The organism is Paenibacillus alkalitolerans, from assembly GCF_016482785.1.
Taxonomy (GTDB): Bacteria; Bacillota; Bacilli; order Paenibacillales; family YIM-B00363; genus Paenibacillus_AE; species Paenibacillus_AE alkalitolerans.
In genome coordinates, this window is record NZ_JAEMXM010000002.1 from 465878 (window position 1) to 491855 (window position 25978).

Sequence of the window (25978 nt, forward strand, 5' to 3'; positions counted from 1 at the left end):
TAAACGGGTGCGGGAACAACTTCGATGAGTTGTATCCTTCATCCGTTTCGTTGTCTTTTGCCCGCTCTCCCGCTTACTCGGACACCCTCCGACCTGATGCCCGATGTCGTACTACCCTCGCAGCGCCTCCGAAATTTACCCTTGCCATCTTTTCCTGTATAATTATGTTTTGAATTCATGCACGAGGCGGTGCCGTAAATCTTTATGAATAACAACAAGTATTGTATAGCTGCATACCGCTGTTTTGACGATAAAGCGGATTTCCATAAGAAAGCGGCAAGCATTGCCGTCGGTCTCACGGTCGGAAGCTGGACGGAACTGCCGGAAGCGAAGAAACAATCGATGGAAAAACATCTCGGCAAGGTGGTTTCGATCGATGTACACGAGCCGGATGCACAAGCGCAGCCCGGAACTCCAGCGGCCGAACGATACGCCGATATCCGCATCGCGTATCCGGACATCAATTTCAGCCGCGACATCCCGGCCCTGCTCGTCACGATATTCGGCAAGCTGTCGATGGACGGAAAAATCAAGCTGCTCGATATTGAATTTTCCGAAGACTTTGCTGCCTCATTCCCCGGACCGAAATTCGGCGTGGAGGGAGTCAGAGGCTTACTTAACGTACACGATCGTCCTCTGCTCATGAGCATCTTCAAATCGGTCATCGGATACGATTTGCCGGAGCTGCGCGAACAGTTTTATCAACAAGCGCTTGGCGGCGTCGACTTGATCAAGGATGACGAGATATTGTTCGAAAACCCGCTCACTCCGGTCGAACGCCGCGTCGAAGCCTGCATGGCCGCGGCGAAGGACGCCGAAAGCCAAACCGGGCAAAAGCTGCTTTACGCGGTCAATCTGACCGGCCCGACATTCAATTTGAAGGCCCAAGCGAAGAAAGCGATCGGCGCCGGCGCAAACGCGCTGCTCTTTAACGTGCTCGCTTACGGTTATGACACGCTTAGCGAGCTCGCTGCAGACCCGGACGTCCGGGTTCCGATCGCCGCGCACCCTGCCGTTGCCGGCGCTATATACCCGTCGCCTCATTACGGCATCGCCGCCCCGCTCTTGCTCGGCAAACTGATGCGGCTTGCTGGCGCTGATCTCGTACTGTTCCCGTCCCCTTACGGGTCGGTAACGATGCCTAAAGAAGAGACGATCGGGATAAAGGACGCGCTTTTGGCGGCGGAACCGAACCGGAAGAAAAGCTTCCCCGTCCCGTCGGCAGGCATTCATCCCGGCCTCGTACCGCTCATCCTGCGGGATTTCGGCGCGGAATCCGTCGTCAACGCCGGCGGCGGCATACACGGGCATCCGATGGGAACGGCCGCCGGTGGACGCGCATTCCGCCAAGCGATTGAAGCGGCCGCCGCTAATACGAAACTCGCTGATTACGCAACAAGCGAACGGCCGGAGTTAAAAGCCGCGATCGAGCTTTGGGGAGTGAAAGAGTGAACCGCACCGCCGCGAAACCGAAACAACCGGTCGTCTTCTGCGACTTCGACGGCACCATAACGCTGAGCGACAACATTGTGGCGATCATGCGCCATTTCAACCCGCCCGGGTGGGAATCGATCGTCAACGACATCGTAAACGGCAGGAAAAGCATCCGAAAGGGCGTCGGTGAAATGTTCGGGCTGCTTCCCGCGACGATGAAGGACGAGATCGCCCGCTACGTGAAGGAGACGGCTGGCATACGCCCTGGTTTCGCCGAATTGTTGGAGCTTTGCCGGATCGAAAGCATTCCGTTCTATGTGACAAGCGGCGGCATCGACTTCTTCCTGCTGCCTTTGCTCGAACCGTATGACATCGAACCGGATCATATTTATTGCAATTCGGCGGACTTTGGCGGACCTCAAATAAAAATACTGTGGCCTCACCCATGCGACGAGCACTGCACAACCGACTGCGGCATGTGTAAGACACGGGTCATCCGATCGTTTCCGAAGGAACGTTACGAACGGATATTGATCGGCGACAGCATCACCGACTTCGAAGGCGCGAAATTGGCGGATATCATTTTCGCAAGATCCCACCTGGCGGCAAGATGCCGGGAGCTAGGCGTGACATTCCATGAGTACGAAACGTTTCACGACGTGATCGCCGTCCTTAGACGGCTTCATACGCATCACAACGAGCAGGAGGAACTTACATGACTCGCCCATCCGGAATTACTCTCGAACAAATACAAGCCGCATTCGCCGAGCTCAGGGAGGTCAAACTGGAATTCGCGCTCAAAGGCTGGTTCCCCGGAACAAGCGGCAATTTATCGGTCAGAGTAGGATCTTTTGAACCTGACTCCTTCACTTTCGCGGTTACCGCAAGCGGCAAAGACAAATCGAAGAACACGCCGGAAGATTTTTTACTTGTAGACGCGCTTGGCAAACCGACGGAGCCGACGCAGCTCAAACCGTCCGCCGAAACGCTTATCCATTGCGAAATTTATAAAGCTACAGGGTGCGGCGCGATTTTCCACGTACATACCGTGTATAACAATATCGTTTCCGAGTATGACGGTGAACTCGGCTACGTGCCGATCGAAAGCGTCGAGCTGATCAAAGCGTTTAACATATGGGAGGAAAACGCTTCCATTCAAGTGCCGGTTCTCCCCAATTATGCGGAAATTCCGAAAATCGCAGAGCTTGTCGCAGGCGCCATCAAACCCCGGATACCGGGCATTCTTCTAAGAAATCACGGAATTTACGCCTGGGGTGCGAACGCATTTGAAGCGAAACGCCATCTGGAAGCGTTCGAATTTTTGTTTGAGCACAGGTATAAATACCTGTTGTTAACGAAGTGAATTACAGATCCGCCACATGGCGTATTCTGCGTGCAACCAAGAAGGACGCCAGCAAGATCAGCGCTCCGAACCCCCAACTGAGCGCCACGCGCCACCAGATCAGTATACCGTAGCCGTCGACGCCGTAAGTCTCGAACATGGCCCACTTAGCGCCGGCTATAAAGCAATAGCGGAGCGCGAACAACAATGTTAGCGCCTGGAAATAAGGCATCACTTCAGGCGTGCAGAAATCGCGGAAGCTCCGCTTATTGTTTTGTCTGATCCAGTAGTCGGCCGTATCCGCGAAAAAAAATGCCGCCATCGGCCTGCCGGCGATCATTGTCAGCAGAAAAAACAATCCGAACCCAAACAGTGTCCGGATATTGTTTACAATCATCGCTTCCGCGCTCCCGGAGACGAGGTCGATTGTCGTGCTCGTCACCAATGTGCCCACCAGGAATAACCCCGTTACGTTCCATTGCCGTTCGACGGCAAACCGGATGAGCGTGTATACGAAACCCGGACTTGTCGACAGCAGGAGAGCATGGTAATCGGAAAGCGTATGCCTTCCGACCGCCCATATGAAATATGGTAATAAGGCATAAAACAACAGGTCAAAGACGACGAACATTCGAGATCCTTTCGTATGGTCGTCCTCCTCCATATTTGTTTCCGTACATGTTTATGTGGTCTCAATATCCCCTACTACCCTTTTTTCCCCTGTAAACTGTATAAAAATACATAAATCACAAACAAAAACAACGCGAACAAACACGTAAACAAAAACCCTCGCATGTGCAAGCTTTCCAATACCCCGTACAGCAGCCGGAACGGACTGTAGATTACATCCCAGCTGTTCAGCCTGACGACTCTTCCAAGATAGATGCCATAGCCGCCAAGCACCGAGACGACGGCAATGAACACCCAGCCGGCCGCTTCCCCGAAGCTTCGAGCCGCCATTCGGTGAAATTGGTACGTGGACAGGAAGCCGAGAAACAGCCCGCACCACGAAAAGAGGAAATAAAGCACCAGATCGTACCATACCAAATAGGATACTCCGCCATTACTTATATATAGCGGTTTGTTCGCGACAAGGTGAATGAAATCCGTGGTTAAATAAGGCGCATTGGGAAACAAAAGCAGCCAAGCAATGCCGAAAACCGTTAGTATAACCGCTCGGTTCCCCGAGTTCGATATGAAACGGTCCGTCCATGCAGCCGATGTCGACACTACATAAGGAAGCCATGCCAAAAACAAATTCCAAAGCAGAAACAAAAATCGCGTCTCGCCTACAAGAAACGGGCGAAATGCGATAAACAGGAAACATAACGCCGATAAACCGGCGAGTAAAGCCGCAGTTTTAGCGTTGCCGAACACATCGTTAACCCGCCGTTGCTCGTTGGACAAAGCAGCTTCAACCTCCGTCTGTTTATTTTAATAAGAACCGTTCCACTTTCAAAAACAGCTCTTCCGCTTCTTGGCCGAGACAAATCATGTGCCGGGAATTCGGGAATACGGCAAGCTCCTTTTCCCCTTGAATTCGGTTGTTTATGTAACGGGCGCTTCTCGGATGTACGATCTCGTCAAGGTCGCCTTGAACGATCAGGGTCGGAACGCGTATGCCGTCAATCTCCGGTTTAAGCTCACGTACGAGCTGCATAAATTGAAACACGGATCTCACCGGTGTCTCGTGTTTCACGCGAAGCTGCTCCGCGCTGCCCGAGCGGACTTGCCGCACGGCGTTCTGTACGAAACGGCGGGGACTGATATATGTAACCGCCGCGTTCAACAGTACGAGCTTGCGGACCGGATAACGATTCGAAAGATAGGCGGCAATCAGTCCGCCCATTGAAAAACCGACGAGATCGAACGTCCCGAACCGTTCTTGCAAGGAATCCGCAGCGGCGGCGGCCGTAGCGATCCATTCGGACCGGTGAATGTCTCGAAGCGAACGAAGAGGACCTCCGTGACCTGCTAACGTCGGAACGGAACATATCCAACCGAGCGAGCTCAAATGACGAGCCAACGGCTCGAGCTCATGCGGCCCTCCGGTGAAGCCGTGCAGCAGCAAACATGCGCGCGGATTCATCTTTCTCCTCCCTTTCTGACAGCGCTGAGTACCTGCTTCTTGAATGTGCTTCGTTAGAAGTTTTTCTTATAGTATGCGAGAAACTCATCGTCTTTTACAAATCCGTGCGCCTCGTACAACCTCTGCGCTTTGGTATTGTCCGCCGCCGTGCTTAGCCCGATCCCCTTGGCTCCGGTTTCTTTCGCGTAAGCGGCCGCAGCCTTCAATAATGCGGCAGCCGCGCCTTGACCGCGAGCCTTCTCCGCAACGAACAAATCATTCAAAATCCAATCCCGCTTCAATGAAATGGAGGAGAATGTAGGATAAAGCTGCGCAAACCCGACCGTTTCACCGCTCCGTTCATCCCTCGCCGCGAAAACCACCGATTGCAAGTGCGCGAATCGTTCCCACATAAACTCCCGGGCACCCTGCTCATCGGACGGCTGCCCGTAAAATACCCGATATTGATCGAATAATGGCGCTAATTCGTTCAAATCATGAACCGTCGCTTGCTTAACCGTGATCATATTTATTTCATCCTTTGCAATATTTGTCGAAAAACATAGAAATATGGTGTAATCTAGTAGCATACGGATTACTATGCCACTGGGGGATGCTCGATGGACGGAAAACGTCTGACATTCATTTTTATAATATTATTAGTTTCTGTCCTTTGCATTAATAATGCGGTCAATTATATCTCAACGAAGCGGGAGTTAACAAACAACCTGCTCGAGCAAACGCAAAATATATCTTCCCAAATCGAAGCCGGCATCGTTCGTTCCCAGCAAGCATACCACTATGTCGATCTTTTAACGGCCAACAATTTAAGAACGGCGGCCATTGCCGTTAAGTACGCACTCCCTTCGCGCTATGAGGAAGTGACTAACGAACAGCTGGCATACTTAAGCGAACAGCTCGGAGTCAGCGATATCACGTTATTTGCGCAGCTGCAAGACGATGTTGTAAGCGTCAGATCATCCGATAAGAAAGAACTCGGTCTCAGCACGAAAGGTTGGGAACACTACTACGACGCATATTTGCAGCTTTTTGAAACTCAAAATGTCTCAAACCCGTCTTACGGCCAAAGCTTGCCCAATTATTGGGCCGGGGAAATCGCGCCTTCGGCGTCCAATTTGGAAGAATCGAAAAATAAATACGGTTATTATTACGACGGGTCAACCGATTATTTAATAAACCCGTACGTAACTTCAAAATATATTTTGGAATTGGAACATTACACCGGTGTCGAAAAGATTCTTCAAGACACGATTTTAAAGCAAGATCAAATTATGGAAATCTCGATCTTCAACCCGTTAACATTCTCGGTGCCTGATGATCAGTTGGTGAACGTGCGGCAAGGCGTAGAGATTCCGCAGTACGTTAATCGTAAAATATTATTCGGCACCTACTCTCTGCCCCTTCGCGGCGACGCCGAACATATTCAAAAAACATTTGCGGAAAACAGAACGATCCATGCGCTTGATAGCTTGAACGGCAAGCAAGTGATGCGCAGCTTCCACGCCGTCAATGATACGACTTTGGGTTCACCATACGTTATCGGGATTACGACGGATTACAGCCTCATACAGGAAAAATTGGAGAATCAGTTGGAAAGATACGTGCTGATGAGCTTGATCGCTTTATTTCTAAGTTTCCTTATTATTTGGTTTTTTTACCGATATGTGAATAAAACCCGAGACGACGTCGCTCAAGAGCTTCAAGACAATTATAACGAAGAAATCCAATCTTTGTTTGTCGCCGTACGCGGTCAACGGCATGATTTCTGCAACCATCTAAACACAATGAAAGCGATGATGGACAGGAACCGTCAGGAACAATTGCACCAGTATATATCCGAGTTAGTCCAAGAGACGGTTGAAATGAACGACATCGTCGGGATCGGGCATCCCGCGATTGCCGCTACGATCAGTTCCAAGCTGACCCAAGCGCTCCATAGAAAAATATCGTTCACATACGACTTTGACGGGATGAGCCGGTTGAACGGCATACAAGGCGTGAAATCGGTCGATCTCGTAAAAATACTTGGCAATTTGATCGATAACGCCTTCGACGAGGTGGAATTGCTCGACGCCGAGGAACGAAACGTACATGTGCATGGGCGGTTGGAAGGAACCTGCATCTTATTCACCGTAGTAAATTCTCTTCAGCGTGAACTGACGAAAGAACGGTTGGAGAAAATGTTTCAGCCTCATTACACTACGAAAAGCGGCCACCATCAAGGGATCGGGCTGTCGATCGTCAACGAAAAAATTAAACAGTACCGGGGCAACATCATAGTATCCACTCCAAGAAGAAAGACGATCGAATTCCGCGTATCAGTACCGATTCATACGTAGCGCCAGTGTCACTAACTCAAACATCGATTCGTTCAAACAAATCATCGCCCTCCGCGAAATCGTTGGGTATACTCCTTTGCTTGCTCGGGGGTAGTGATGCGGTTTTTTTGCCATTCCATTAAAATGCGGTCGATGTAGGTGAAGTTCACCTTCCCGGCAAAAACAGCTTCTTTCACGGCGGCTAGGATGAGAGAATCGGAATACTGATCATTATCGAGCCATGCCGAGATCCTCTCGTATTCTAGCGGAGACAGAGGCCGGGCAAATTCGCTTTCGAACACGGTGAACAGATCGCGGCGGCGGCTGGCGGCCGTCTCGCGAGCGGGCGGAACGGGACGGCGCGGAGCAGGATAGTTTTCGGCCGGCAGTTCCGATGCGCCGCCGTCACCGGAAGCCGTTTCCGCCCAAGCGGCGGCAAGCCGATCGAACAACGGCGACAAATTGTACCGTTCCCCGACGACGCCCGTGACGGGCTCCACAGTGTCGTCCATCATAAGCAGTCCATCGCGCACAAGCCGTTCAATTGCGGAAAGTATCGCACTAGGCGCCGCCGACATTCGGCCGGCGAGCTCCTCCGGCGTCGGAAACGGATTGTTCTCTTGCCCTCCGGAATACATTATGTGCAGTATAAGCATGGCTTCTATCTCGGATAATCCAAGCTGAGCGTAGCATCGCAAAAACAAGCCCGGCACGCTGACCGCGCCGAGCCGGAAACCTTCAAGCAAACCTTGTCGGTATGAATCTGTCATAGTGTCAGCCCTCTCATCGAGCATTACGGGTACAAGCGGTACAACAGACGAGGGAACGGGATCGTTTCGCGTACGTGGTCCAGACCGCAAATCCACGCGACGGTTCGCTCCAAGCCGAGTCCGAAGCCGGAATGCGGCACCGAGCCGTACTTGCGCAAATCCAAATACCATTGATACGCTTCCATCGACAATTCGTGTTCTTTGAATCGCTGCTCCATGAGCTCCGGGTCGTCGATGCGCTGCGAACCCCCGATAATTTCGCCGTACCCTTCCGGTGCGATCAAATCGGCGCAGAGCACCACTTCCGGCCGGTTCGGATCCGGTTTCATATAGAACGCTTTAAGCTCCGTCGGGTAATGCGTAATAAATACCGGTTTGTCGTAGCTTTCTGCGATCGCCGTCTCGTGCGGGGCTCCGAAATCTTCACCCCAATTGAATTCGGGAAAGCCGTTAGCGTTTAAAAATTTGACCGCGTCATCGTATGTAATGCGCGGGAACGGGGCCGTAACGTTGGCTAACTTGGACGTATCGCGCTCGAGCGTCTGCAGCTCGCTCTTGCAGTTGGTTAAGACGCTTTGCACGACGTGAGAGACGAATTGCTCCTGTACTCTCAAGTTTTGTTCGTGGTCGACGAACGCCATCTCGGGCTCGATCATCCAAAACTCGATCAGGTGGCGCCGCGTCTTCGACTTCTCGGCGCGGAACGTCGGTCCGAACGAATACACTTTACCGAGCGCCATCGCCGCGGCTTCCATATATAACTGGCCGCTTTGAGTCAAATATGCGTCTTCTTCGAAATATTTCGTATGGAATAAGTTCGTCGTACCTTCCGCGGATGTCGGCGTCAAAATCGGAGCATCCACCAACGTAAAGCCGCGCGTATCGAAAAACTCCTGAATGGCGCGCACGATTTGCGCACGTATGACCATCACCGCCCGCTGGCGCGGCGTGCGAAGCCACAAGTGGCGGTTGTCCATCAAGAAATCGACGCCGTGCTCCTTCGGCGTGATCGGATAATCCGCCGACAGATGGATGATCTCCGCACCCGTAACGGACATCTCATAACCGCTCGGCGAACGCGGATCCTCCCGCACGATACCGGTCACCCATAGCGACGATTCCTGCGTCAGCTTTTCCGCCGCTTCCCAAGCCGCTTCGGCGACCTCGCTTTTCACAACGACACCTTGAATGAACCCTGTGCCGTCGCGCAGCTGCAAAAATTGTATTTTCCCGCTGGAACGCTTGCGGTGCAGCCAGCAGCCGATGCGTACCTGTGCGCCGACATGAGACGAAACTTCGCGAATCGTAGTTTGTACCGTTTGACTCATCGTATCCCTCTTTATTCAGATTCAATATAATCATCTTGCATTGGCTATGTTGCGTGCTGGGGCAGCTTCTCGGGATTTTTCGCGCCGGCGCCGGCTTCATTGCCGCCGATCAACCGGTACGTTTCTTTCGCGATGACAAGCTCTTCGTTCGTCGGAATGACCAGCACCTCCACCTTCGATTCGAATGTGGAGATGCGGCGCTCTTGCTTGGAGCGGACCGCATTCGCTTCCCGATCCATCTTCACGCCGAGATACTCGAGATTGGAACAGGTTCTCTCCCGCAGCAACGACGAATTTTCTCCGACGCCTGCCGTCCATACGATGCAATCGATGCCGTTCATCGCCGCCGCATAGGCTCCGATATACTTCCGCAGCCGGTACTCGTACATCTCGAAAGCCAGCTTCGCGTTCTGGTTTCCTTCCTCCATCGCCTGCTCGATTTCCCGCATATCGCTTGACAGCCCGGAGACGGCAAGCAATCCGCTATGTTTGTTAAGCATGGAGCTCACTTCATTGATCGTCAGGTCTTCTTTCCCCATTGTATACGGGACGACCGCCGGATCCAAGTCGCCGCTTCGGGTTCCCATCATAAGCCCCTCCAACGGCGTCATGCCCATGGACGTGTCGACGGATACGCCCCCCCGCACCGCGGTAACGCTCGCCCCGTTGCCGATATGGCATGTAACAATTTTCAGCTGTTCAACCGGACGGCCTAAAAACTCCGCGGCGCGCCGGCTCACAAACATGTGGGACGTTCCGTGAAACCCGTACTTTCGGATTTTGTGCCGCCTGTACAAAGCGAGCGGTATCGGATACAAATACGAATTCGGGGGCATCGTCTGGTGAAACGCCGTGTCAAAGACGACGGTCTGCGGCACGTTCGGCATATTCGCCTCCACCGCTTGAATGCCGAGCATATGAGCGGGATTATGAAGCGGCGCCAAGTCGAACAGCCGTTTGATTTCCTGTTTGACCTCCGGCGTGACGACGACCGACTGCTTAAACGCTTCGCCGCCATGCACGACCCTGTGTCCTACCGCATCGATCTCCGAGACGGACCCCAATACGCCGTGTTCCTTATGTACGAGCACAGAGAGCACTTGGCGAATCGCCGCCGTATGCTCCAATATTTCGCGCACTTCACGCACTTCCGCTTTGCCGGCCGGTTCATGCGTCAATATGGCCGTATCCATACCGATCCGCTCGACTTTGCCTGCCGCCAACACCGATTCGTCCCGCATGTCGTACAGTTGATATTTCAACGATGAACTGCCGGCGTTTATTACCAGCACTCTCATATTCTATCACCATCCTCGTCATAGCGGAAGAAGCCGGCTCCGGTTTTCACACCGAGCTGATTCGCTCGAACCATCTTACGCAGCAACGTCGCCGGACGATACTTTAGATCGCCGAATTCACGGAACATGCGCTCCAACGCAAACAATACCGAATCGAGCCCGAAACGGTCGGCCATCTCCAGAGGTCCGTAATGGAAATCGTACCCGACGCGCATCGCGGTATCGATGTCTTCCGCGGACGCCACCCCTTCGGACAATACGTGAAACGCCTCGTTGATCAACGTGCAGATGAGCCGTGTGGTGACATACCCAGGCGACTCGTAAACGAGAATGCCCTTCTTCGTTATGACGTCTTCCACGAAGCTTTTCGTCTCATGAAAGGTCGTATCGGACGTTTGGAGCCCGCGAATGATTTCCACCATATCGACCTTTGTCACAGGATGGATGAAATGCATCCCGATGACCCGCTCCGGATACCGCGTCTCACCCGCAAGCTCCGTTACCGACAATGTCGATGTGTTGCTTCCGAGAATGACGTCCTGCGGACATATTTCGCCAAGGGCGCGGAATAATTGTTTCTTCTCTTCCAAATCTTCCGTGATCGTCTCGATGACGAGATCGCACTGCGCCGTTTCTTTCAGATCGGTGATCGTATGTATTCGCGACAGGAGCACTTTCTTCTCCGATTCGGTCAGCGCCCACTTCTCAATCTGCTTGTCCAAGCTCATCTCTATGCCGCGAAGCCCATGTTGGAGTTTCCTGCTCGATTTCTCCGTGATGTAGACGTCAAGACCTTTGTGCGCCAACATCTCCGCGATGGCTTGTCCCATCGTGCCCGCACCGATGACGCCGATTTTTTTCAACTCCGCCATGCTTCTCCATCCTGTCTATGTAAAGTAAAACTCCAGATGCGGGAACGAAAAGTCCCCGCAATACCGGAGTATTATCAAAAGCATCATATATAACGTAAATGGCATTAAGCGGTCGGCAGCAGCGCGTCGCGAAGCAACTCGCGGAAACGGTTGCCGGACAGCACTTCTTCTTTCGTGAGCACTTCAAGCGATTGCTCGAATACGCGGCGGTGCGTCGATAATTCGTTGCGTGTTCGCGTCATCAACTCTTCTAGAATTTCTCCGTTCGCTTTGCCATACTCTTCTTTCGTCAGCATCTGCGAATCGACAATACCAAGCTCGGTAAGGCCGGACTCGATCATCGTCCGGACGAGTCCCATCGCTTGCTCGAAGTCGTTGCGCGAGCCGGTGCTGCGGCCTCCGTAAAACATTTCCTCCGCGGCGGCACCGCCCAGAGCAATCATAATCTGTTCCTCGATGTATTCCTTCGTGTACAGATACTTGTCGCCTTGCGGGTTATGCCGAACGTAACCGAGCGCCTGGCCGCGAGGGGAAAGCGCCACCTGCGAAACGGAGCCCGGGCGAACCTTTTCGGCAACAATAGCATGCCCCAGTTCGTGGATCGCTACTCTTTCGCGTTCTTCGTTAGCCGCCTCCCGGTCGGTCTTCTCGCCCATCATCACTTTATCGATCGCCGACAGCAGGTGCCGCTGTTCGATGAACTGACCCTCCTCGCGCAAAGCGTAAATCGCCGCCTCGTTCATGACGCTCTCCAGCTGCGCGCCGGAGAAGCCGAATGTCTGCGCTGCCACGTCGTCCAGCAATACATCCTCGGCAAACGGTTTGTTGCGCGAATGAAGCTGCAGAATATGCTGGCGGCCTTTCAAATCGGGCAAATCGACTTGGATGTGGCGGTCAAACCGGCCGGGACGCAAGAGCGCGCTGTCGAGCATATCTTTGCGGTTTGTCGCGGCAATAAGAAGAATGCGCGGCGTATCCGATGTATGGATGCCGTCCATTTCCGTAAGGAGCTGGTTCAGCGTCTGGTCGTATTCCCGTTGCTGCCCGCCGTCGCGCTTTCCGCCGACGACATCGATCTCGTCGATGAAAATAATGGCGTTCTCTTTGTTTTCTTTTTGAGCCTTCGTACGCGCCTCTTTAAACAACTCCCGCACGCGGGAGGCGCCGACGCCTACGTACATTTCCACGAATTCGGACCCCGAAGCGCTGACAAACACCGCGTTCGTATGGTGCGCCGCCGCCTTGGCCATCAAGGTCTTGCCCGTTCCCGGAGGGCCAGTGAGTAAAATGCCCTTTAGCGGACGGATGCCGAATTTCTTAATGAGATCCGGCTTCATCAGGAAGTCCAAAGCTTCGATCAGTTCCTTCTTCGCGCGGTCTTGGCCGCCGATATCATCGAATGTAAGGAACGACGGCAGCTTCGCTTTCGTCTTTCGGCTTTCGCCGACGCCGATGCCCCCGCCCGACCGCATCCGGACCATGAGCAGGAGCGAAACGCCGATAATGCCCGCAAGCAGAACCGGGACGGGATTGACGCCGACAAAGAAGAGAAATGCGATCAGAACCGGAACGATCCCGATCAATATCTCTTTGCCGTATTTCTTATTCATTCGGCCACACTCCCATCGTCAACGGGATACGCGGCAAAATGACATACTTTGTAGAAGAACCGTCCGACAATGTAATATAGACGTTGTCGTCATCCATCTCCGTCGTCGTCTTCAAGTTGTTGTTTTCTTTGACAAGCTTATTGAGACGCTCAGGTATTAGCGTATATTGCTTGGTTTCCATCGCTTGCGCGACGTCGAACATCACTTGCGCCCATATTCGGTCCAACGATTCGGACCCTTCGTTGACCACTTCGACGGTCAGCTTCCGTTCGCCGATCACGGCGCTTCCCGCTTCTTTGATGCGCCGGTATGTTTCGCGCAAATCCGCACCCTGCTCAAGCGTGACTCGAACGATCGCACCGCTGCGGACGACTTCAATGCGCGCGTCGCCGACACCGTCGATCGAATCGACGGCATGCGTCAACGGATCCTCCATCGCTACGGTCTGATACATAAACCAACCGCCGAACAGTACGGCGGAGGACACGACAACCGTTATGATAATAGGCAAGAGACGCAGTTTCACAAGCACGTCCCCCTTTCTATTTCTATCAAGTAATATATACAAAAGTATATCACAATTGATAGCCTAAAGGGGATGCAATGTGTGGAAGGGTTGTGGACATTCAATGAACGGACGTTATCCGATTTTGCCGAACAACAAAGAAATGACGAGAAGAATGCCGAGAACGACGGTTAACCAAAACGAGGCTTTTGTTTTCCAAGACCATTTCATCGAGTGCATTCCTCCCAATCGTTACTCTTTAACGGCGCACCGGTTTGGCAAGACGGTACGTATCGAGCTTCTCGCCGTCGGAGAACCGGTAATAATCGTAATAATGGCGCTCCGTGCCGTCTTCCGGCATTGTGTAAAACACTTCCCACACGTAATCTTCGCGCAGCTTTCCCGGTACGATGCGCAGTATGCGTTTGCCCGGCTGTTCCGTCAGCGCCAATTGTTTTATCTCTTCCTTTGTTAATCCGGCCGACGCTTTCTCGACATGGAGACCATCGTTCCAAAGCCAGATGACCACTTTGTCCCCGGCGGCGCTTGTGGCGAAGACGACCATGTAAGTCAGGTCGCCGACGAATCGTTCCACGGACGTAATGTCCCGCACGTTCAGCTTTTCAACGGCGGCGGCCTTCGCTTCGGCGACGGAGCTCCACAGCGGTCTTTGGATCGTTTGGTAAAACCGGTGGCCAAGCATGATGAGCAGCACTACGAACAGAAGCGACACGGCAAGCCCCCTATGCCACCGGAACGATCGCTTGGATTGTCCGGCGATCACCCGTTCCACCACCGGAGCACCTACCCTTTCAGCCGCTTCAAGGCGGCGTTCGCTTCATACACTACGCGCTCTTCGTCCAACGTTAAACAGGACCGGCCGCGAACCAATTGGCGACCGTCCACCCAAACGTCGGTCACGTCCGAACAAGACGCGGAGTATACGACGTGCGAGGCGAAATCCGCTTCCGGCTGGAAGTGGGCGGCCGTCACGTCGAGAGCGATCACATCCGCCTTCATACCCGGTGCCAGCCTGCCGACGTCATCAAGCCACAGTGATCGCGCTCCGTCGATTGTGGCCATTCGAAGAGCTTCGCTTGCCGGAACGACGGTCGGATCGCCGCTTATTCCTTTATGCAGCAGTGCTGCGAGACGCATTTCTTCAAACATGTCCAAGTTGTTGTTGCTCGCCGCGCTGTCCGTACCGAGAGAGACGCGGACGCCGGCGCGAAGAAGTTCGGGTACGCGGGCGATGCCGCTTGCCAGCTTCAAGTTGCTTCCCGGATTGTGCGAGACGCCGACGCCGTGCGCGGCCAACATGGCAATCTCCTCGTCGGTCAAATGAACTCCGTGCGCGACGATGGCCGGCCGGGAAAATACGCCGAGACGCCGAAGATGTTCGACGGGACGAACGCCGTACTGGCGAACGTTGTCCTCTACTTCGCGGGCGGTTTCGGACATATGGGTATGAATCGGCAGGTCCAGTTCATGAGCGGCATCGACGAACTTGACGATGTAATCCGGAGGACAAGTATACGGCGCATGAGGCGCCATGGCCGTTGTGATTCGCCCACCAGCCGATTTATGCCAGTCGCGGGCGAACCGGATCGCCTCCTCCAGCTTTGTGCGCTGCGCGTCTTCCGAACAAAGTCCGATGACGCCGCGGTTTAAACATGCCCTTAGACCGGTTTCTTCGACGGCGCGGGCAACTTCATCCATATGGTCGTACATATCCATAAACGCCGTGGTTCCGCCCTTGAGCATCTCCATAATGGCGAGCATCGTTCCGGCGTGCACGTCTGCTCCCGTAAACTTTGCTTCCATCGGCCACATATGCTGCTGCAGCCATACTTGAAGATTCACATCGTCCTTTAGGCCGCGAAGCAACGACATCGCGGCGTGGCCGTGCGTATTGACGAGTCCCGGCATGTACAGCTTGCCGCGTCCGTCAATTTCGTCGTCTTCTTCCAACGCCTCCACATCATCGGTCCCTATGTACTCGATTCGGCCTCCGGAAATGACCATCGTTCCGATGAACGAGCTCTCGGTTCGGCCGGAGCCGTCTTCTTCCGACATAGTTAAAAATCGTCCGTTTCGGATAACGATCCGCTTGCTGCCGACGTTCATGTTATTCCTCCGCATCTTGTTCTTGATTCAAATAATAAGCCAAGCTTTGCAGCTCCACCGTGAAATCGGCATAATGAACACGGATGTACGGCGGCACCTTGATAATGGCCGGAGCGAAATTCAATATGCCTTTCACTCCCGCTTCCACAAACTGGTTCGCCACATTTTGCGCTTCCGCCGCCGGCACGGTAATAATGCCGATGCGCGCATTCAGTTGTTGAACCGAGCTGACGAGCTCGGACATCGGCTGAACCGTCAGCTGATTAATGCGTTCTCCGACGCGGGCTTCATTGGCGTCGAATACGGCGGAGATGCGCATATTATCTTTCAGATAAGCGTTATAATTGCACAGAGCGTGCCCCAAGTTGCCCGCGCCGACCAATGCGACGCGGATTTCTTGGTCGAGCTTCAATATTTGCCTGATTTTCTCCACCAAGTACGAAACGTCGTACCCGATGCCCTTCTTTCCGAATTCGCCGAAATATGCGAGATCTTTCCGGATTTGCGCCGGGTTTAAATCCAGGCGCCGGCCGAGATCTTGCGATGACACGGTTTGCACGTCACTCATCGAAAGCTCGTTCAAGTGGCGCAAATACATCGGCAGCCGGCGTACGACCGCCTCGGATATTTTCAGGTGTTTCATGTCGCATTCTCCTTCCCGGCCGCATGGGGCGGTTCCAACCATTCCCTCATTCGCTTCGGCATTGCGTCGCAAGGCAGATGCTCGATCTTCGGACCCGGCAGCGAATATAGAAAATGTTTGCCATACGAAGTTTCTATGACCCGCGTGTCGTAGATCAATACGATACCCCGGTCGCGAGCGGTGCGTACGAGACGGCCGAAGCCTTGTTTGAATCGGATGACCGCTTGCGGCACGGACAGCTTGGAAAACGGGTTTTGATTTCTCGCTTTCAAAAACTCGCTCTTGGCTTCCACGATCGGATGGTTCGGCGGCTGAAACGGCAGACGGACGATGGCCAAACAGCTCAGCGCTTGCCCCGGAATGTCGACTCCTTCCCAGAATGAGCTTGTTCCGAGCAGAACCGCTGCCGGGCTTTGCATAAACAATCTCGTCAGCTTGCTCCGGTTACCGCTGTCCACGCTTTGTCCGAGCACATGAATCGCGTGCGGCTGCAGCGCTTCTTTCAGCGGAGCGTGAACTTGCTTCAACATTTTGTGGGAAGTAAAAAGCACCAGCATTTTGCCGTTCGTCACGACCGCGGCGTCGCGAAGCGATTCGACCAGCCGTTCAAGAAATTGCGGCTCGGCATTCGCCCCTTTCAAACCGGGGAAGTCCCGCGGAATAAGGACTAGCGCCTGATCGCGGTATTTGAACGGGGAAGGAAGCTGCACGGTGTGCAGCCGTTGTTCCTTCTCGTCCTCCGCATCGAGTCCCAATTGATCCTTCACATACTGGAACGATTTCTCGACCGTGAGCGTTGCGGACGTCATGACGATGCTGTCTTTCCGTTCCCAGAAATACTCCCTGATCAAGCGGCTGACATCGATGGGAGCGGCATACAATCGGAGCGACTTTGCCTTGAAATGTTGGCTCGCTTCCATCCAATACACCGTATTTTCGTCGTTCGCTTTCATAAACAGACGCAGCGCGTCCCGGCTGCGGTATAAGTTCTTCAAGGTGCCGCCGATATCGGTGAGCAGACTGTCCAGGCCGAAGTCGTCCGCCTTCTCTTTACATTCGCTCAAACATTTGTCCAGCGTCTTTAAAACTTCGGTGAGCGTCAAATAAATGTTATCTTCGATTCCGGCGAACGTATTCCAGTCCGCCGGCAAATTGCCGGATTTAAGACGAATCGTGACGGGCCCGCCGTCAGCGCTCTGCGGCGCCCGGCCGATAAACCGGTCGTACATCGCGTCGTACAATTCATCCCACGATTCCTTGACCCGCACGATGTTCTGGAATAACGGCTGCAGCCTTTCGCTCCAACCGAGCAGTTCAGGCTCGCCGCTTTGCGACAACAAGCTTTGCAGCAGCGGCAATTGCCCCGTTCTGCTGTCTTTGAGCAGTGCCAGCAGTCCGCTTACTATCGAAAAGTATGACAATTCGAAACCGAGGTGCTGACTCGCCACTTCTTCGAAATGATGCGCCTCATCGACCACCAGGCGTCCGTATGCGGGAAGTATGCGGTGTTCCGCTTTCGCGTCCGTAAATAACAATGAATGATTCGTGATGATGACATCCGCAGCGCTCGCTTCATATCTGGCGCGGTGATAAAAACAAGTCTTAAACCACGGACAAGCGCGGTTTAAACACGAATCCGCATCGCTTGCCACCGTGTTCCAAAATTCCGGGCCTCTGCCGCCGCTCAAGTTCAGCTCCTCTTCATCCCCGTGCGCCGTTTCGCCGAGCCAGACGATCATCTGCGCCGCGGTGATCCGGTCATCGCGTTCGTTGGGGAAATCCTGCCCGTTCACTTTATGCTCGAATTTCCGCAAGCAGAGATAGTGGCTGCGGCCCTTCAAGACGGCTGAACGGAACGGCACAGGCGACAATTCGTGCATCATCGGCAGTTCCTTGCTCCGCAATTGCTCCTGCAAATTGATCGTATGCGTGCTGACGATGACCTTCTCTCCGCTCGAAAGCGCGTAGTGTACGGAAGGTACGAGATAACCGAGCGACTTGCCGGTGCCCGTTCCCGCTTCTATAACTAGATGCCGTTCATCCGAGAGCGCTTGCGCGACTTCCTCCATCATGCGTTCTTGGGAAGGGCGTTCCTCGTAATCCGGCAGCGCCGCGCGGATCCGTTCTTTCATGTCGCCGTAATAATCGCCGAACGATTCGGGAACGCCGGTTCGGTCGGGTTTCTCTTCTTCTGCGTTAAGCCAATCTTCGGCACCTAAGGCAAACTGCCGATACACCCTCGCACTGTCTTCTTCCCCGCCGCCGTTCACGCGCTGTTCGATCAGTTCACCAAGCAGCCATGCAAGATCCGTCGACGAAAAATCCGGATGGGAAAATAAAAATGAGAGCCGTTCCAATGTAATCATCGGCAGCCGGTTTAATTTTTCCAAGCACATAACCCAAAGCCGGGCCGTCGCTTCCGCATCGCTGTCCGCTTGGTGGGGCCGGTCGTGCCGTACGCCCATAACGGATGCGACGAAAGAAAGCTGATAGCTCGTCAACGTCGGAAAAAGAACGCGAAGCCAATCGAGCGTATCCAACACTCTGCCCGAAAAGGACGAGTACCCTGAATCCGTTAACGCGCGCTGCAAAAAAGCGAGGTCGAAGCCAACGTTGTGGGCGACGAGCACGCAATCGCCCATCAAGGGAACGATATCGTTGACGACGTCCTCGATCGAGGGCGCATCCCGCACCATCTCGTCGGTAATGCCTGTCAGCGTCCGGATGAACGAAGGAATCGCCACACTCGGCTTGACGAATGAGGCGTACGTATGTTCGATATTAAAGCCGTTTATTATTACGAGACCAACCTGGATAATCTCGTCTCTTCCAGGCTGATCCCCAGTCGTTTCCAAATCCAAAACCGCAAATTTCATTGCCGTATTTATTCCCTTTCGATTCTGGGCTTTCCTCTAGGATACCAAACCGCGCCGGAGAAAGGAAATATGTTTTTACTGTCTTTATCCGATCGCGACTCCAAGCTGGAGTACTCCCCCATCGACGAGACATGCTTTTAAATTGTAGAGCGGATCCTGCAATTCCGGATCGATTTGATGCGATTGTTTAAAAAATTCGCAAGCCTTCTCCACATTGCCGGTAAGCGCCTGGACACATCCCAGCGCGTTGTAAGCGACTGCTTTCAAACGTCCGTCCTCCGCCAAGGAAACGAGTATTTGCAGATGGCTGTAAGCTTCCGGAATGCGTTCCGTCTGTAAAAATCCAAGAGCGAGATATAGGCGGGCCAGCAAAAACTCGGGATGTTGGTCGATGGCTTTCTGAAATTCGCGAATCGCTTCGGGAAACATCAACAGCTTGAAATATCCCTCGCCGCGTTGGAACGTATCGGTATTTCTCAAATAATGATCGGTGTCATCAGATGCGGCTGAAACCTGCTGAACGTTCGGCAGCGGTAAGTTCGAACCGTACGGAGCATCCGTATTTTCCGCAGGACGGTGTTTGACCGCGGCTAGCTTCTCTTCAAATAACAACCATTCCTCGATAATGCCGTCGCTCATGTTTCGCAACATTTCTAATTGCTGGGCGAGCGCTCTTTTCTCGCTGCCTTGCGAGGTCGGATACGCACGAATGATCAGATCTAGCGCTTCGTTCATCGATTGGAACAACTGTTTGAACATGTTGCCTCCCACCTTTGACGCTTAATGACGACGCGAGTTACCCTCATTCTTTGCGCCGGGGAAGCTTTTCATTCTGCCAAATCCTTATGTCCAATGTGCAGTAAGGGTTTACACGACGGTGCCGTGAATTTCTTCCGCTGCCGTGCGTATGATGCGGTTGTCCTTGTTCAATATGGCGACCTTCGGCTTAAACGCGCGCGCTTCCTCTTCGCTCATCACACCGTACGAAATGATGATGACAACGTCGCCGGGCTGTACCAATCTGGCCGCGGCGCCGTTCAAGCAGATCGTGCCCGATCCGCGCGGTCCCGGAATCACGTACGTTTCCAGCCTGGCTCCGTTCGTATTGTTCACGACTTGAACCTTCTCATTGGCCCAAATATCCACCGCGTCCATTAAATCCTCGTCAATCGTAATACTTCCGACATAATTGAGGTTCGCTTCGGTTACCGTTGCGCGGTGCAGTTTCGATTTCATCATCGTTCGTAACATAATGCACCCCCAGTTATTGTTTCTGAAAAAGCCGATTGTCGATCAGCCTTGTATTGCCGAATTTGACAGCGACTGCCGCAATGAAGGTATCGGCGGCGCCGAGCGGCGCTTCGACCGGCTCCAGTCCGGGATAGGTCAACACTTGAACGTAATCGATATCCGCGTCCGGCGCTGATTCGATCATCCGCCTCAACCGTTCCTCCAACATTGCCCCCGTCATATGCGGTTCTTCATTCATCCAACCGTCGATCGATTGGAGCGCCCGGTATAAAACCGGCGCTTGTTTTCTCTCCTCCCGAGATAAATAAACGTTGCGCGAGCTCATCGCGAGGCCGTCGGATTCCCGCAGCGTAGGACAAGGAACGACAGCAAGCGGAAAGTTCAAATCGTTCACCATCTGTTGGATGACCGCAACCTGCTGCGCATCCTTCATACCGAAATAAGCGCGGTCCGGCTGAACGATATGAAACAGCTTGGAAACGACGGTGGCGACGCCGGAGAAATGTCCCGGCCGCGACGCGCCGCATAACCGTTCGGTAAGGCCGGAAACCGACACTGTCGTCTTTACGGCCGACGGATACATTTCCGCCGCGGACGGGAGGAATACCGCATCCGCCCCCGCTTGGGAGGCTAACGCCAAATCCCGCTCCTCGTCCCTCGGATACCGTTCGAAATCTTCGCCGGGCCCGAATTGCAGCGGATTTACGAAGATGCTCATGACGACGTGATCCGTTTCCGCTTTCGCTCTTGCGACAAGCGACATGTGTCCCTCGTGCAAATATCCCATGGTAGGAACAAAGCCGACGGTTCGGCTGCCGCTTTTTACTTGTTGCAAATGAAGTTTATAATCTCCGATCGTTCGCAGCACTTTCACAAGCGAATCCACCCCGCCGCCTTATTTCGATTTAACGCTGCCGTATAATTGTTTCGCCGCTTCCTCGTCCATGTGAAACGCGTGCCGCTCCGACGGGAAGCTGCGGGATTTTACATCGGCTACATAGGCGTTGATTGCGTTCTTGATATGTTCCCCGACGTTCGCGTACGTTTGAACGAATTTCTTCTCGGCAGGCTCATCGGAGTATTGAAGCAGGTCGTGAAATACAAGCACCTGCCCGTCGCAGCGGCTCCCCGAGCCGATACCGATCGTCGGGATCGACAGCCGCTCCGTCACGAGCGCCGACAGTTCATCGGTTACAAGCTCGAGCACGAGCGCAAACGCTCCCGCATCTTCCAACGCCAGCGCGTCCTCGATCAGTTTGTTCGCTTCCTCGTTTTGTTTTCCTTGCACCTTATATCCGCCGATCGCGTGCACCGATTGGGGCGTCAGCCCAAGGTGCGCCATTACGGGAACGCCGGCGCGGGCCGCCGCGCGCACCGCGGGCAATACTTCCGTGCCGCCCTCCAGCTTTACGGCCTTCGCCCCGCCGTCCTGCATCAAGCGCAGCACGTTCCTCAGCGTTTCGTCCACACTGCCGTGGTACGTGAGAAACGGCATATCGGCAACGACGAACGGAATGGTGACGGCACGGCTCACCAGCTCCGTATGGTACACCATGTGGTCAAGCGTGACGGAAAGCGTCGTCTCCCGGCCTTGCACCACATTCCCTAAAGAATCGCCTACCAGGATCATATCGACCCCTGCGGCTTCGGCGAGTCTCGCGGAAGGGAAATCGTACGCCGTAACCATAGAGATCGGTTCGCCCTTCTTCTTCATCGCCCGCAATTTGGCCGTCGTTATCGGCTTCCTTTGTTGTTCCGTCATCGGGTTTTCCTCCTTCGTTTTCATAAGCCAACAAGGTTTTTGCAGCAAAAAAAAACCTTTTTGGCCTGAAACCAAAAGGGTCCCGCACAAAAAGATATCGTACGTAAAAAGCGGTGTACTGGTCTTTCTGTCTCGGTCCGTTTCGGCTCAGAGCAGAATATGAAACAATTGCGCGATTGCGTTTCGATTGCCGGCGCGGTACGGTTCTTCTTTGAAAGATACCGTCCGCGAGCAAACTTTAGTTGTAGTATACCATGTATTTCCGGAATGTACACCGGGTATTCGGCAAGAACCGGGGATCGCGATTACACGGGCTGCAAGTCTCCGGAGTATAACGTATACGACTGCCCGTCCTCGCTCTTCACAAGCAGCGCTCCATCCTCCGTAATGCCTTCCGCCCGCCCTGTGACCGGGCCATGTGCGGTTTGCACGGATACGGCAGCCCCCAGGGTGCAGGTCAGCGCTTCCCACAAATTACGAATCGGCGCGAAACCTTCCGCCAGATACAACTCATACAATGTTTCGAATTGATCGAAAAACTCTGCGATCAGCCGTTCCCTGGAGACGGCGCGCCCGCCGCGCTCGATTTTTAACGATGTCGCCTTGGAACGAAGCTCCTCCGGGAATTGTTCCTTCTCCAAATTCACGCTCACTCCAACTCCTGCAATCATCGCCGTAACCGTGTCCGCTTCCGCAATGGACTCCACAAGAATGCCGCTAGTCTTCCGTCCGCCGATCATTATGTCATTAGGCCACTTGATGCGGGCGTCGAGCTCCGCTGTGCGCCGAATGGCGCGGCACAGCGCCACGGAAATGAGCAGCGTCATATGAGGCGCGCGTTTAAAGGGGAGCCCGGGCTTGATAATAAAACTCATCCATATGCCCTTCCCCGCGGGAGAATGCCAGCTGCGGCCCATTCGTCCTCGTCCCGACGTCTGCTGCTCGGCCAAGTACACCGCGCCCTCCGGCGCGCCCGCCAACAGCGCTTCATGAGCGACGTTCTGCGTCGAATCAACCGAGTCCGAAATATGTACGGTACGGCCGAATACGCGTGTGCGGAGCATGGAAAGCAGCGCAGAAAGCTGAAGCCTTTCCGGCTCCTGCAGCAGCCGGTAACCGACCCGGGGAGACGACTCGAACCGGTAACCTTCCGCTTGAAGACGGCGAATACGTTTCCATACCGCCGTTCGGCTGATGCCGAGTATTTGGGACAACCGCTCGCCCGATACGAATTCGCCCTTCGAATCCGCAAATATGTCTAATATCGTATCGTTCACTGCTGCGAATCTCCTTCTTCCGCCATTTCGCGGGCGCGCGCAATCAATGCGCCGCTTTCGTTAGGAACTCTGTTTAAAGACGCTTCGAACAACAGTCTCTTTAATAGATGGCTTAGCCATGGACCGCCCTTCTTGTTCAAAGCTTCCATCAGCGTACGGCCGTCGACGGCAAGCTCGCTTAAGGCCGTGACGCCCATCTCTTCAAGCCACCGGCATCCGTGCTCGGCATAAGGGCTTGTCCACCGGTAACCGTCGTAGGCTTGAAGCGCGGATGCTATGGGAAGCCAACGAACAGCCGTTTCTTTCGCGAAGCCGACTACCGCTGTTTTCCAAGCGGACTCGGCGTGCTGCGCGGGTACGGTCGATAACGTGTCATGCAATCCGATAAGCTTCTGCGCGTCTTCCGCGAAAGCGCGCGAACCGCGAAGTGACGACACCGCCCCGCTCGCTTCGGAAGCGCTCAATCCCATGCGGTGGAGCCAGAGTGCCCAACGCTGGATCGTATCGGGCAAGCGCGGCAGCTCCGTCAACGGATCGGCGTCCGAATCGACGACGCCAAGCTGCCGCGGAAAGCGAAGCCGCGTCTTCGTCCACCGGAGTAATTCGCTTTCCGCAAGCAGCCGTACGGCCCGATACGGGTCGGCGCCCGACATCATTCGTTCGAGCTCCATTCGAACCCGCTCCATGGCGATACGGGAAAGCCCGGGAGCGCCGGCGAGCGCTTCTCTCCATGTCCGTTCGTCCACCGTAAGCTTATATTCTGCGGCGAACCGCACGCAGCGCAGCATGCGAAGCGCGTCTTCTCCGAACCGCAGGGCGGGGTCTCCTACGCAGCGCAGCACTTTCCGCTCCAGGTCTTCGCTGCCGCCGTACGGATCGATTAGTGTGCCGTCCACGCTCAACGCCATGGCGTTCATTGTAAAGTCCCGCCGCTCCAAATCGCCTTCTATAGAGTCGATGAATGAGACGGTGTCCGGCCGCCTCCCGTCCGTGTACTCCGATTCCGCCCGGAACGTGGTCACTTCGAATGTGAACCCGCCGGAACGAACGGTGACCGTACCGTGCTGCAGCCCCGTCGGTATGGCGTCCGGGTACAGCTCCAGCACTTGCCCCGGGGTTGCGGAGCTTGCGATGTCCACATCCTTCAAAGCGCGTCCGAGCACAGAATCCCGGACACAGCCGCCGACAAAATAAGCCGCGTACCCGGCCCGGTTCAACCGCCGCAGCACTTCAAGTCCGGCTTTGCCCAATTCGGTTTGAAATAGACGCGCAAAAGGATTGCTCATTCGACCGACAACACCCGCTCCTTGCATTCATTCAGTACCCGGAAATATATATCTTCATATTGCTTCATGATCAAATCGTTGCAAAAGTCGTTTCTTGCACGATGGATGCATGCCTTGGACATGCGCTCATACAACTCGTTGTCGCCGAGAAGCTGCAGCGCGAAATCGGCCATCGCTTTCGTGTCTCCGACCTCGGTCAAATAACCGGTTTCGCCGTGAGTCACGACTTCGGGAATGCCGCCCGTCATCGAGCCGATCGTGGGCACGCCGCACGCCATCGCTTCCAGCGCGACAAGTCCGAAGCTCTCCTTCTCCGACGGCAGCAGCATAATATCCGCTACCGACAGCAGTTCGGCCACTTCGTCCTGCTTGCCCAAGAAGAGCACGCGTTCGCTTAGTCCCATCTCCTTCACCCTGGTCATGGTGCGGGCCATCTCCGGACCTTCTCCGATAAATACAAGCCGTGAAGGGATTTTCTCATTGACTCGGCGGAATACGTCCACCACATCTCCCACACGTTTCACCGGACGGAAATTGGACACGTGCATCAATATTTTCTCGCCTCGCGGGGCGAAATCGCACCGGTATTTCGAGCAGTCGCGCGGATAATATACTCTCTTATCGACGAAATTGTAGGTCAAATCGATATCGCGCGTAATATTCAAGCGCTCGCGCGTCTCGCGAATGAGATCGAGCGATACCGCCGTAACCGCGTCGCTGTTGTTAATGCCCAGACGAATCAAATCGCTCATGCTTTCATCCTGCGCCAATATGGTGATGTCCGTGCCGTGAAGCGTCGTCACCACTTTCAAGCTCCCTCCGACCATGCCCTTCGCGATGTACGCGCATACGGCGTGCGGAATCGCGTAATGTACGTGCAATATGTCGAGGTTTTGCATCTTGGCGACTTGCGCCATCTTCGCCGCCAGCGACAAGTCGTAAGGCGGATATTTGAACGCGTGATAATCCGTTGTTTCCACTTCGTGATAATAGATGTTTTTATGATAACCGCCTAATCTAAACGGCATGCTGTGCGTAATAAAGTGCACGCTGTGGCCCAGCTCCGCGAGCAGTTTCCCCAACTCCGTTGCCACAACCCCGGATCCGCCCAGCGACGGGTAACAGGTAATGCCGATGTTCAACCTCTGTTTCATCCCAACACCTCCCGTATCCATACTTATACATCTGCT

The 25978-nt window shown here is 54.1% G+C and carries 25 protein-coding genes; 4 read left to right on the forward strand and 21 right to left on the reverse strand.

Annotated features, from left to right (window positions below):
* Positions 1 to 204 precede the first annotated feature (204 nt).
* From JET16_RS06100 to mtnB, 3 genes are read left to right on the forward strand one after another with little or no spacing between them, the layout of a single operon-like run.
* Positions 205 to 1452 carry a 2,3-diketo-5-methylthiopentyl-1-phosphate enolase gene (locus tag JET16_RS06100; RefSeq protein WP_199614885.1) on the forward strand — a complete coding sequence of 416 codons (1248 nt, stop codon included), beginning with the start codon at positions 205 to 207 and terminating at the stop codon, positions 1450 to 1452.
* Entirely contained in the window at positions 1449 to 2153 is a 705-nt protein-coding gene (locus JET16_RS06105) for a 2-hydroxy-3-keto-5-methylthiopentenyl-1-phosphate phosphatase (protein ID WP_199614886.1), read from the forward strand. Before JET16_RS06100 ends, JET16_RS06105 begins: the two co-directional genes overlap by 4 nt.
* Positions 2150 to 2797 (forward strand): methylthioribulose 1-phosphate dehydratase, encoded by a 648-nt coding sequence (gene mtnB / locus JET16_RS06110; protein WP_199614887.1) that lies wholly within the window; start codon positions 2150 to 2152, stop codon positions 2795 to 2797. The genes JET16_RS06105 and mtnB overlap by 4 nt, the downstream gene beginning before the upstream one ends.
* Position 2798: 1 nt before the next feature.
* Here mtnB and JET16_RS06115 read toward each other — a convergent pair whose 3' ends face one another.
* Genes JET16_RS06115 through JET16_RS06130 form a run of 4 tightly spaced genes read right to left on the reverse strand, consistent with a single transcriptional unit; the run spans position 2799 to position 5371 of the window.
* Positions 2799 to 3440, reverse strand: a complete 642-nt coding sequence (locus JET16_RS06115) for a VC0807 family protein (RefSeq protein ID WP_199614888.1) — start codon at positions 3438 to 3440, stop codon at positions 2799 to 2801.
* A gap of 41 nt (positions 3441 to 3481) precedes the next feature.
* Positions 3482 to 4183 carry a DUF1361 domain-containing protein gene (locus tag JET16_RS06120; RefSeq protein WP_199614889.1) on the reverse strand — a complete coding sequence of 234 codons (702 nt, stop codon included), beginning with the start codon at positions 4181 to 4183 and terminating at the stop codon, positions 3482 to 3484.
* 22 nt (positions 4184 to 4205) lie between these two features.
* Entirely contained in the window at positions 4206 to 4865 is a 660-nt protein-coding gene (locus JET16_RS06125) for an alpha/beta hydrolase (protein WP_199614890.1), read from the reverse strand.
* 53 nt (positions 4866 to 4918) lie between these two features.
* Entirely contained in the window at positions 4919 to 5371 is a 453-nt protein-coding gene (locus JET16_RS06130) for a GNAT family N-acetyltransferase (RefSeq protein WP_233531105.1), read from the reverse strand.
* 93 nt (positions 5372 to 5464) lie between these two features.
* Between JET16_RS06130 and JET16_RS06135 the strand changes: the two genes are divergently transcribed.
* Entirely contained in the window at positions 5465 to 7204 is a 1740-nt protein-coding gene (locus JET16_RS06135; protein WP_199614893.1) for a sensor histidine kinase, read from the forward strand.
* Positions 7205 to 7245: 41 nt separating this feature from the next.
* Here the strand turns inward: JET16_RS06135 and JET16_RS06140 are convergent, their stop codons facing one another.
* From JET16_RS06140 to bshA, 17 genes are all read right to left on the reverse strand, one after another.
* Complete coding sequence (locus JET16_RS06140; RefSeq protein ID WP_199614895.1) at positions 7246 to 7953, reverse strand: DnaD domain protein; 708 nt, start codon at positions 7951 to 7953, stop codon at positions 7246 to 7248.
* A gap of 23 nt (positions 7954 to 7976) precedes the next feature.
* Complete coding sequence (asnS, locus tag JET16_RS06145; RefSeq protein WP_199614897.1) at positions 7977 to 9281, reverse strand: asparagine--tRNA ligase; 1305 nt, start codon at positions 9279 to 9281, stop codon at positions 7977 to 7979.
* Between the two features lie 44 nt (positions 9282 to 9325).
* On the reverse strand, positions 9326 to 10579 hold the full coding sequence (locus tag JET16_RS06150; protein WP_199614899.1) for an acetate/propionate family kinase: 1254 nt from the start codon (positions 10577 to 10579) through the stop codon (positions 9326 to 9328).
* The gene (locus JET16_RS06155) at positions 10576 to 11451 is read right to left on the reverse strand and encodes a 3-hydroxyacyl-CoA dehydrogenase family protein (RefSeq protein ID WP_199614901.1); all 876 of its coding nucleotides are present in this window, start codon (positions 11449 to 11451) and stop codon (positions 10576 to 10578) included. Before JET16_RS06155 ends, JET16_RS06150 begins: the two co-directional genes overlap by 4 nt.
* A 104-nt stretch (positions 11452 to 11555) precedes the next feature.
* A complete protein-coding gene (locus tag JET16_RS06160; protein ID WP_199614903.1) occupies positions 11556 to 13061 on the reverse strand; it encodes an AAA family ATPase in 1506 nt (501 codons plus the stop codon).
* Positions 13054 to 13587 (reverse strand): hypothetical protein, encoded by a 534-nt coding sequence (locus JET16_RS06165; RefSeq protein WP_199614905.1) that lies wholly within the window; start codon positions 13585 to 13587, stop codon positions 13054 to 13056. The genes JET16_RS06160 and JET16_RS06165 overlap by 8 nt, the downstream gene beginning before the upstream one ends.
* A 238-nt stretch (positions 13588 to 13825) precedes the next feature.
* A complete protein-coding gene (locus JET16_RS06170) occupies positions 13826 to 14359 on the reverse strand; it encodes a cell wall elongation regulator TseB-like domain-containing protein (protein WP_199614907.1) in 534 nt (177 codons plus the stop codon).
* Between the two features lie 11 nt (positions 14360 to 14370).
* Positions 14371 to 15693, reverse strand: a complete 1323-nt coding sequence (locus JET16_RS06175) for an amidohydrolase (RefSeq protein WP_407673089.1) — start codon at positions 15691 to 15693, stop codon at positions 14371 to 14373.
* Between the two features lies 1 nt (position 15694).
* Positions 15695 to 16336 (reverse strand): redox-sensing transcriptional repressor Rex, encoded by a 642-nt coding sequence (locus JET16_RS06180; RefSeq protein WP_199614909.1) that lies wholly within the window; start codon positions 16334 to 16336, stop codon positions 15695 to 15697.
* Complete coding sequence (gene dinG, locus JET16_RS06185) at positions 16333 to 19212, reverse strand: ATP-dependent DNA helicase DinG (RefSeq protein ID WP_199614911.1); 2880 nt, start codon at positions 19210 to 19212, stop codon at positions 16333 to 16335. Before dinG ends, JET16_RS06180 begins: the two co-directional genes overlap by 4 nt.
* A gap of 84 nt (positions 19213 to 19296) precedes the next feature.
* Positions 19297 to 19971: a tetratricopeptide repeat protein gene (locus JET16_RS06190; protein ID WP_199614913.1), complete on the reverse strand. Its 675-nt coding sequence runs from the start codon at positions 19969 to 19971 to the stop codon at positions 19297 to 19299.
* A 108-nt stretch (positions 19972 to 20079) separates the two neighbouring features.
* Positions 20080 to 20463, reverse strand: coding sequence for an aspartate 1-decarboxylase (panD, locus tag JET16_RS06195; protein ID WP_199614915.1), 384 nt, complete (start codon positions 20461 to 20463; stop codon positions 20080 to 20082).
* 13 nt (positions 20464 to 20476) lie between these two features.
* The gene (gene panC / locus JET16_RS06200; RefSeq protein WP_199614917.1) at positions 20477 to 21337 is read right to left on the reverse strand and encodes a pantoate--beta-alanine ligase; all 861 of its coding nucleotides are present in this window, start codon (positions 21335 to 21337) and stop codon (positions 20477 to 20479) included.
* A 21-nt stretch (positions 21338 to 21358) separates the two neighbouring features.
* On the reverse strand, positions 21359 to 22225 hold the full coding sequence (panB, locus tag JET16_RS06205; protein ID WP_199614919.1) for a 3-methyl-2-oxobutanoate hydroxymethyltransferase: 867 nt from the start codon (positions 22223 to 22225) through the stop codon (positions 21359 to 21361).
* Between the two features lie 305 nt (positions 22226 to 22530).
* Positions 22531 to 23502 (reverse strand): biotin--[acetyl-CoA-carboxylase] ligase, encoded by a 972-nt coding sequence (locus JET16_RS06210; RefSeq protein ID WP_199614921.1) that lies wholly within the window; start codon positions 23500 to 23502, stop codon positions 22531 to 22533.
* The gene (locus JET16_RS06215) at positions 23499 to 24788 is read right to left on the reverse strand and encodes a CCA tRNA nucleotidyltransferase (RefSeq protein ID WP_199614923.1); all 1290 of its coding nucleotides are present in this window, start codon (positions 24786 to 24788) and stop codon (positions 23499 to 23501) included. The genes JET16_RS06210 and JET16_RS06215 overlap by 4 nt, the downstream gene beginning before the upstream one ends.
* Entirely contained in the window at positions 24785 to 25942 is a 1158-nt protein-coding gene (gene bshA, locus JET16_RS06220) for an N-acetyl-alpha-D-glucosaminyl L-malate synthase BshA (RefSeq protein ID WP_199614925.1), read from the reverse strand. The genes JET16_RS06215 and bshA overlap by 4 nt, the downstream gene beginning before the upstream one ends.
* Between the last annotated feature and the right edge of the window lie 36 nt (positions 25943 to 25978).

Excerpts from the sequence above, each read along its gene's own strand:
- JET16_RS06100 (WP_199614885.1), top strand. The coding sequence starts at position 205 with ATGAATAACAACAAGTATTGTATAGCTGCATACCGCTGTTTTGACGAT.
- mtnB (WP_199614887.1), top strand. The coding sequence starts at position 2,150 with ATGACTCGCCCATCCGGAATTACTCTCGAACAAATACAAGCCGCATTC.
- JET16_RS06115 (WP_199614888.1), bottom strand. The coding sequence starts at position 3,440 with ATGGAGGAGGACGACCATACGAAAGGATCTCGAATGTTCGTCGTCTTT.
- JET16_RS06125 (WP_199614890.1), bottom strand. The coding sequence starts at position 4,865 with ATGAATCCGCGCGCATGTTTGCTGCTGCACGGCTTCACCGGAGGGCCG.
- JET16_RS06130 (WP_233531105.1), bottom strand. The coding sequence starts at position 5,371 with ATGATCACGGTTAAGCAAGCGACGGTTCATGATTTGAACGAATTAGCG.
- JET16_RS06135 (WP_199614893.1), top strand. The coding sequence starts at position 5,465 with ATGGACGGAAAACGTCTGACATTCATTTTTATAATATTATTAGTTTCT.
- JET16_RS06140 (WP_199614895.1), bottom strand. The coding sequence starts at position 7,953 with ATGACAGATTCATACCGACAAGGTTTGCTTGAAGGTTTCCGGCTCGGC.
- asnS (WP_199614897.1), bottom strand. The coding sequence starts at position 9,281 with ATGAGTCAAACGGTACAAACTACGATTCGCGAAGTTTCGTCTCATGTC.
- JET16_RS06150 (WP_199614899.1), bottom strand. The coding sequence starts at position 10,579 with ATGAGAGTGCTGGTAATAAACGCCGGCAGTTCATCGTTGAAATATCAA.
- JET16_RS06155 (WP_199614901.1), bottom strand. The coding sequence starts at position 11,451 with ATGGCGGAGTTGAAAAAAATCGGCGTCATCGGTGCGGGCACGATGGGA.
- JET16_RS06160 (WP_199614903.1), bottom strand. The coding sequence starts at position 13,061 with ATGAATAAGAAATACGGCAAAGAGATATTGATCGGGATCGTTCCGGTT.
- JET16_RS06175 (WP_407673089.1), bottom strand. The coding sequence starts at position 15,693 with ATGAACGTCGGCAGCAAGCGGATCGTTATCCGAAACGGACGATTTTTA.
- JET16_RS06180 (WP_199614909.1), bottom strand. The coding sequence starts at position 16,336 with ATGAAACACCTGAAAATATCCGAGGCGGTCGTACGCCGGCTGCCGATG.
- dinG (WP_199614911.1), bottom strand. The coding sequence starts at position 19,212 with ATGAAATTTGCGGTTTTGGATTTGGAAACGACTGGGGATCAGCCTGGA.
- JET16_RS06190 (WP_199614913.1), bottom strand. The coding sequence starts at position 19,971 with ATGTTCAAACAGTTGTTCCAATCGATGAACGAAGCGCTAGATCTGATC.
- panD (WP_199614915.1), bottom strand. The coding sequence starts at position 20,463 with ATGTTACGAACGATGATGAAATCGAAACTGCACCGCGCAACGGTAACC.
- panB (WP_199614919.1), bottom strand. The coding sequence starts at position 22,225 with ATGACGGAACAACAAAGGAAGCCGATAACGACGGCCAAATTGCGGGCG.
- JET16_RS06215 (WP_199614923.1), bottom strand. The coding sequence starts at position 24,788 with ATGAGCAATCCTTTTGCGCGTCTATTTCAAACCGAATTGGGCAAAGCC.
- bshA (WP_199614925.1), bottom strand. The coding sequence starts at position 25,942 with ATGAAACAGAGGTTGAACATCGGCATTACCTGTTACCCGTCGCTGGGC.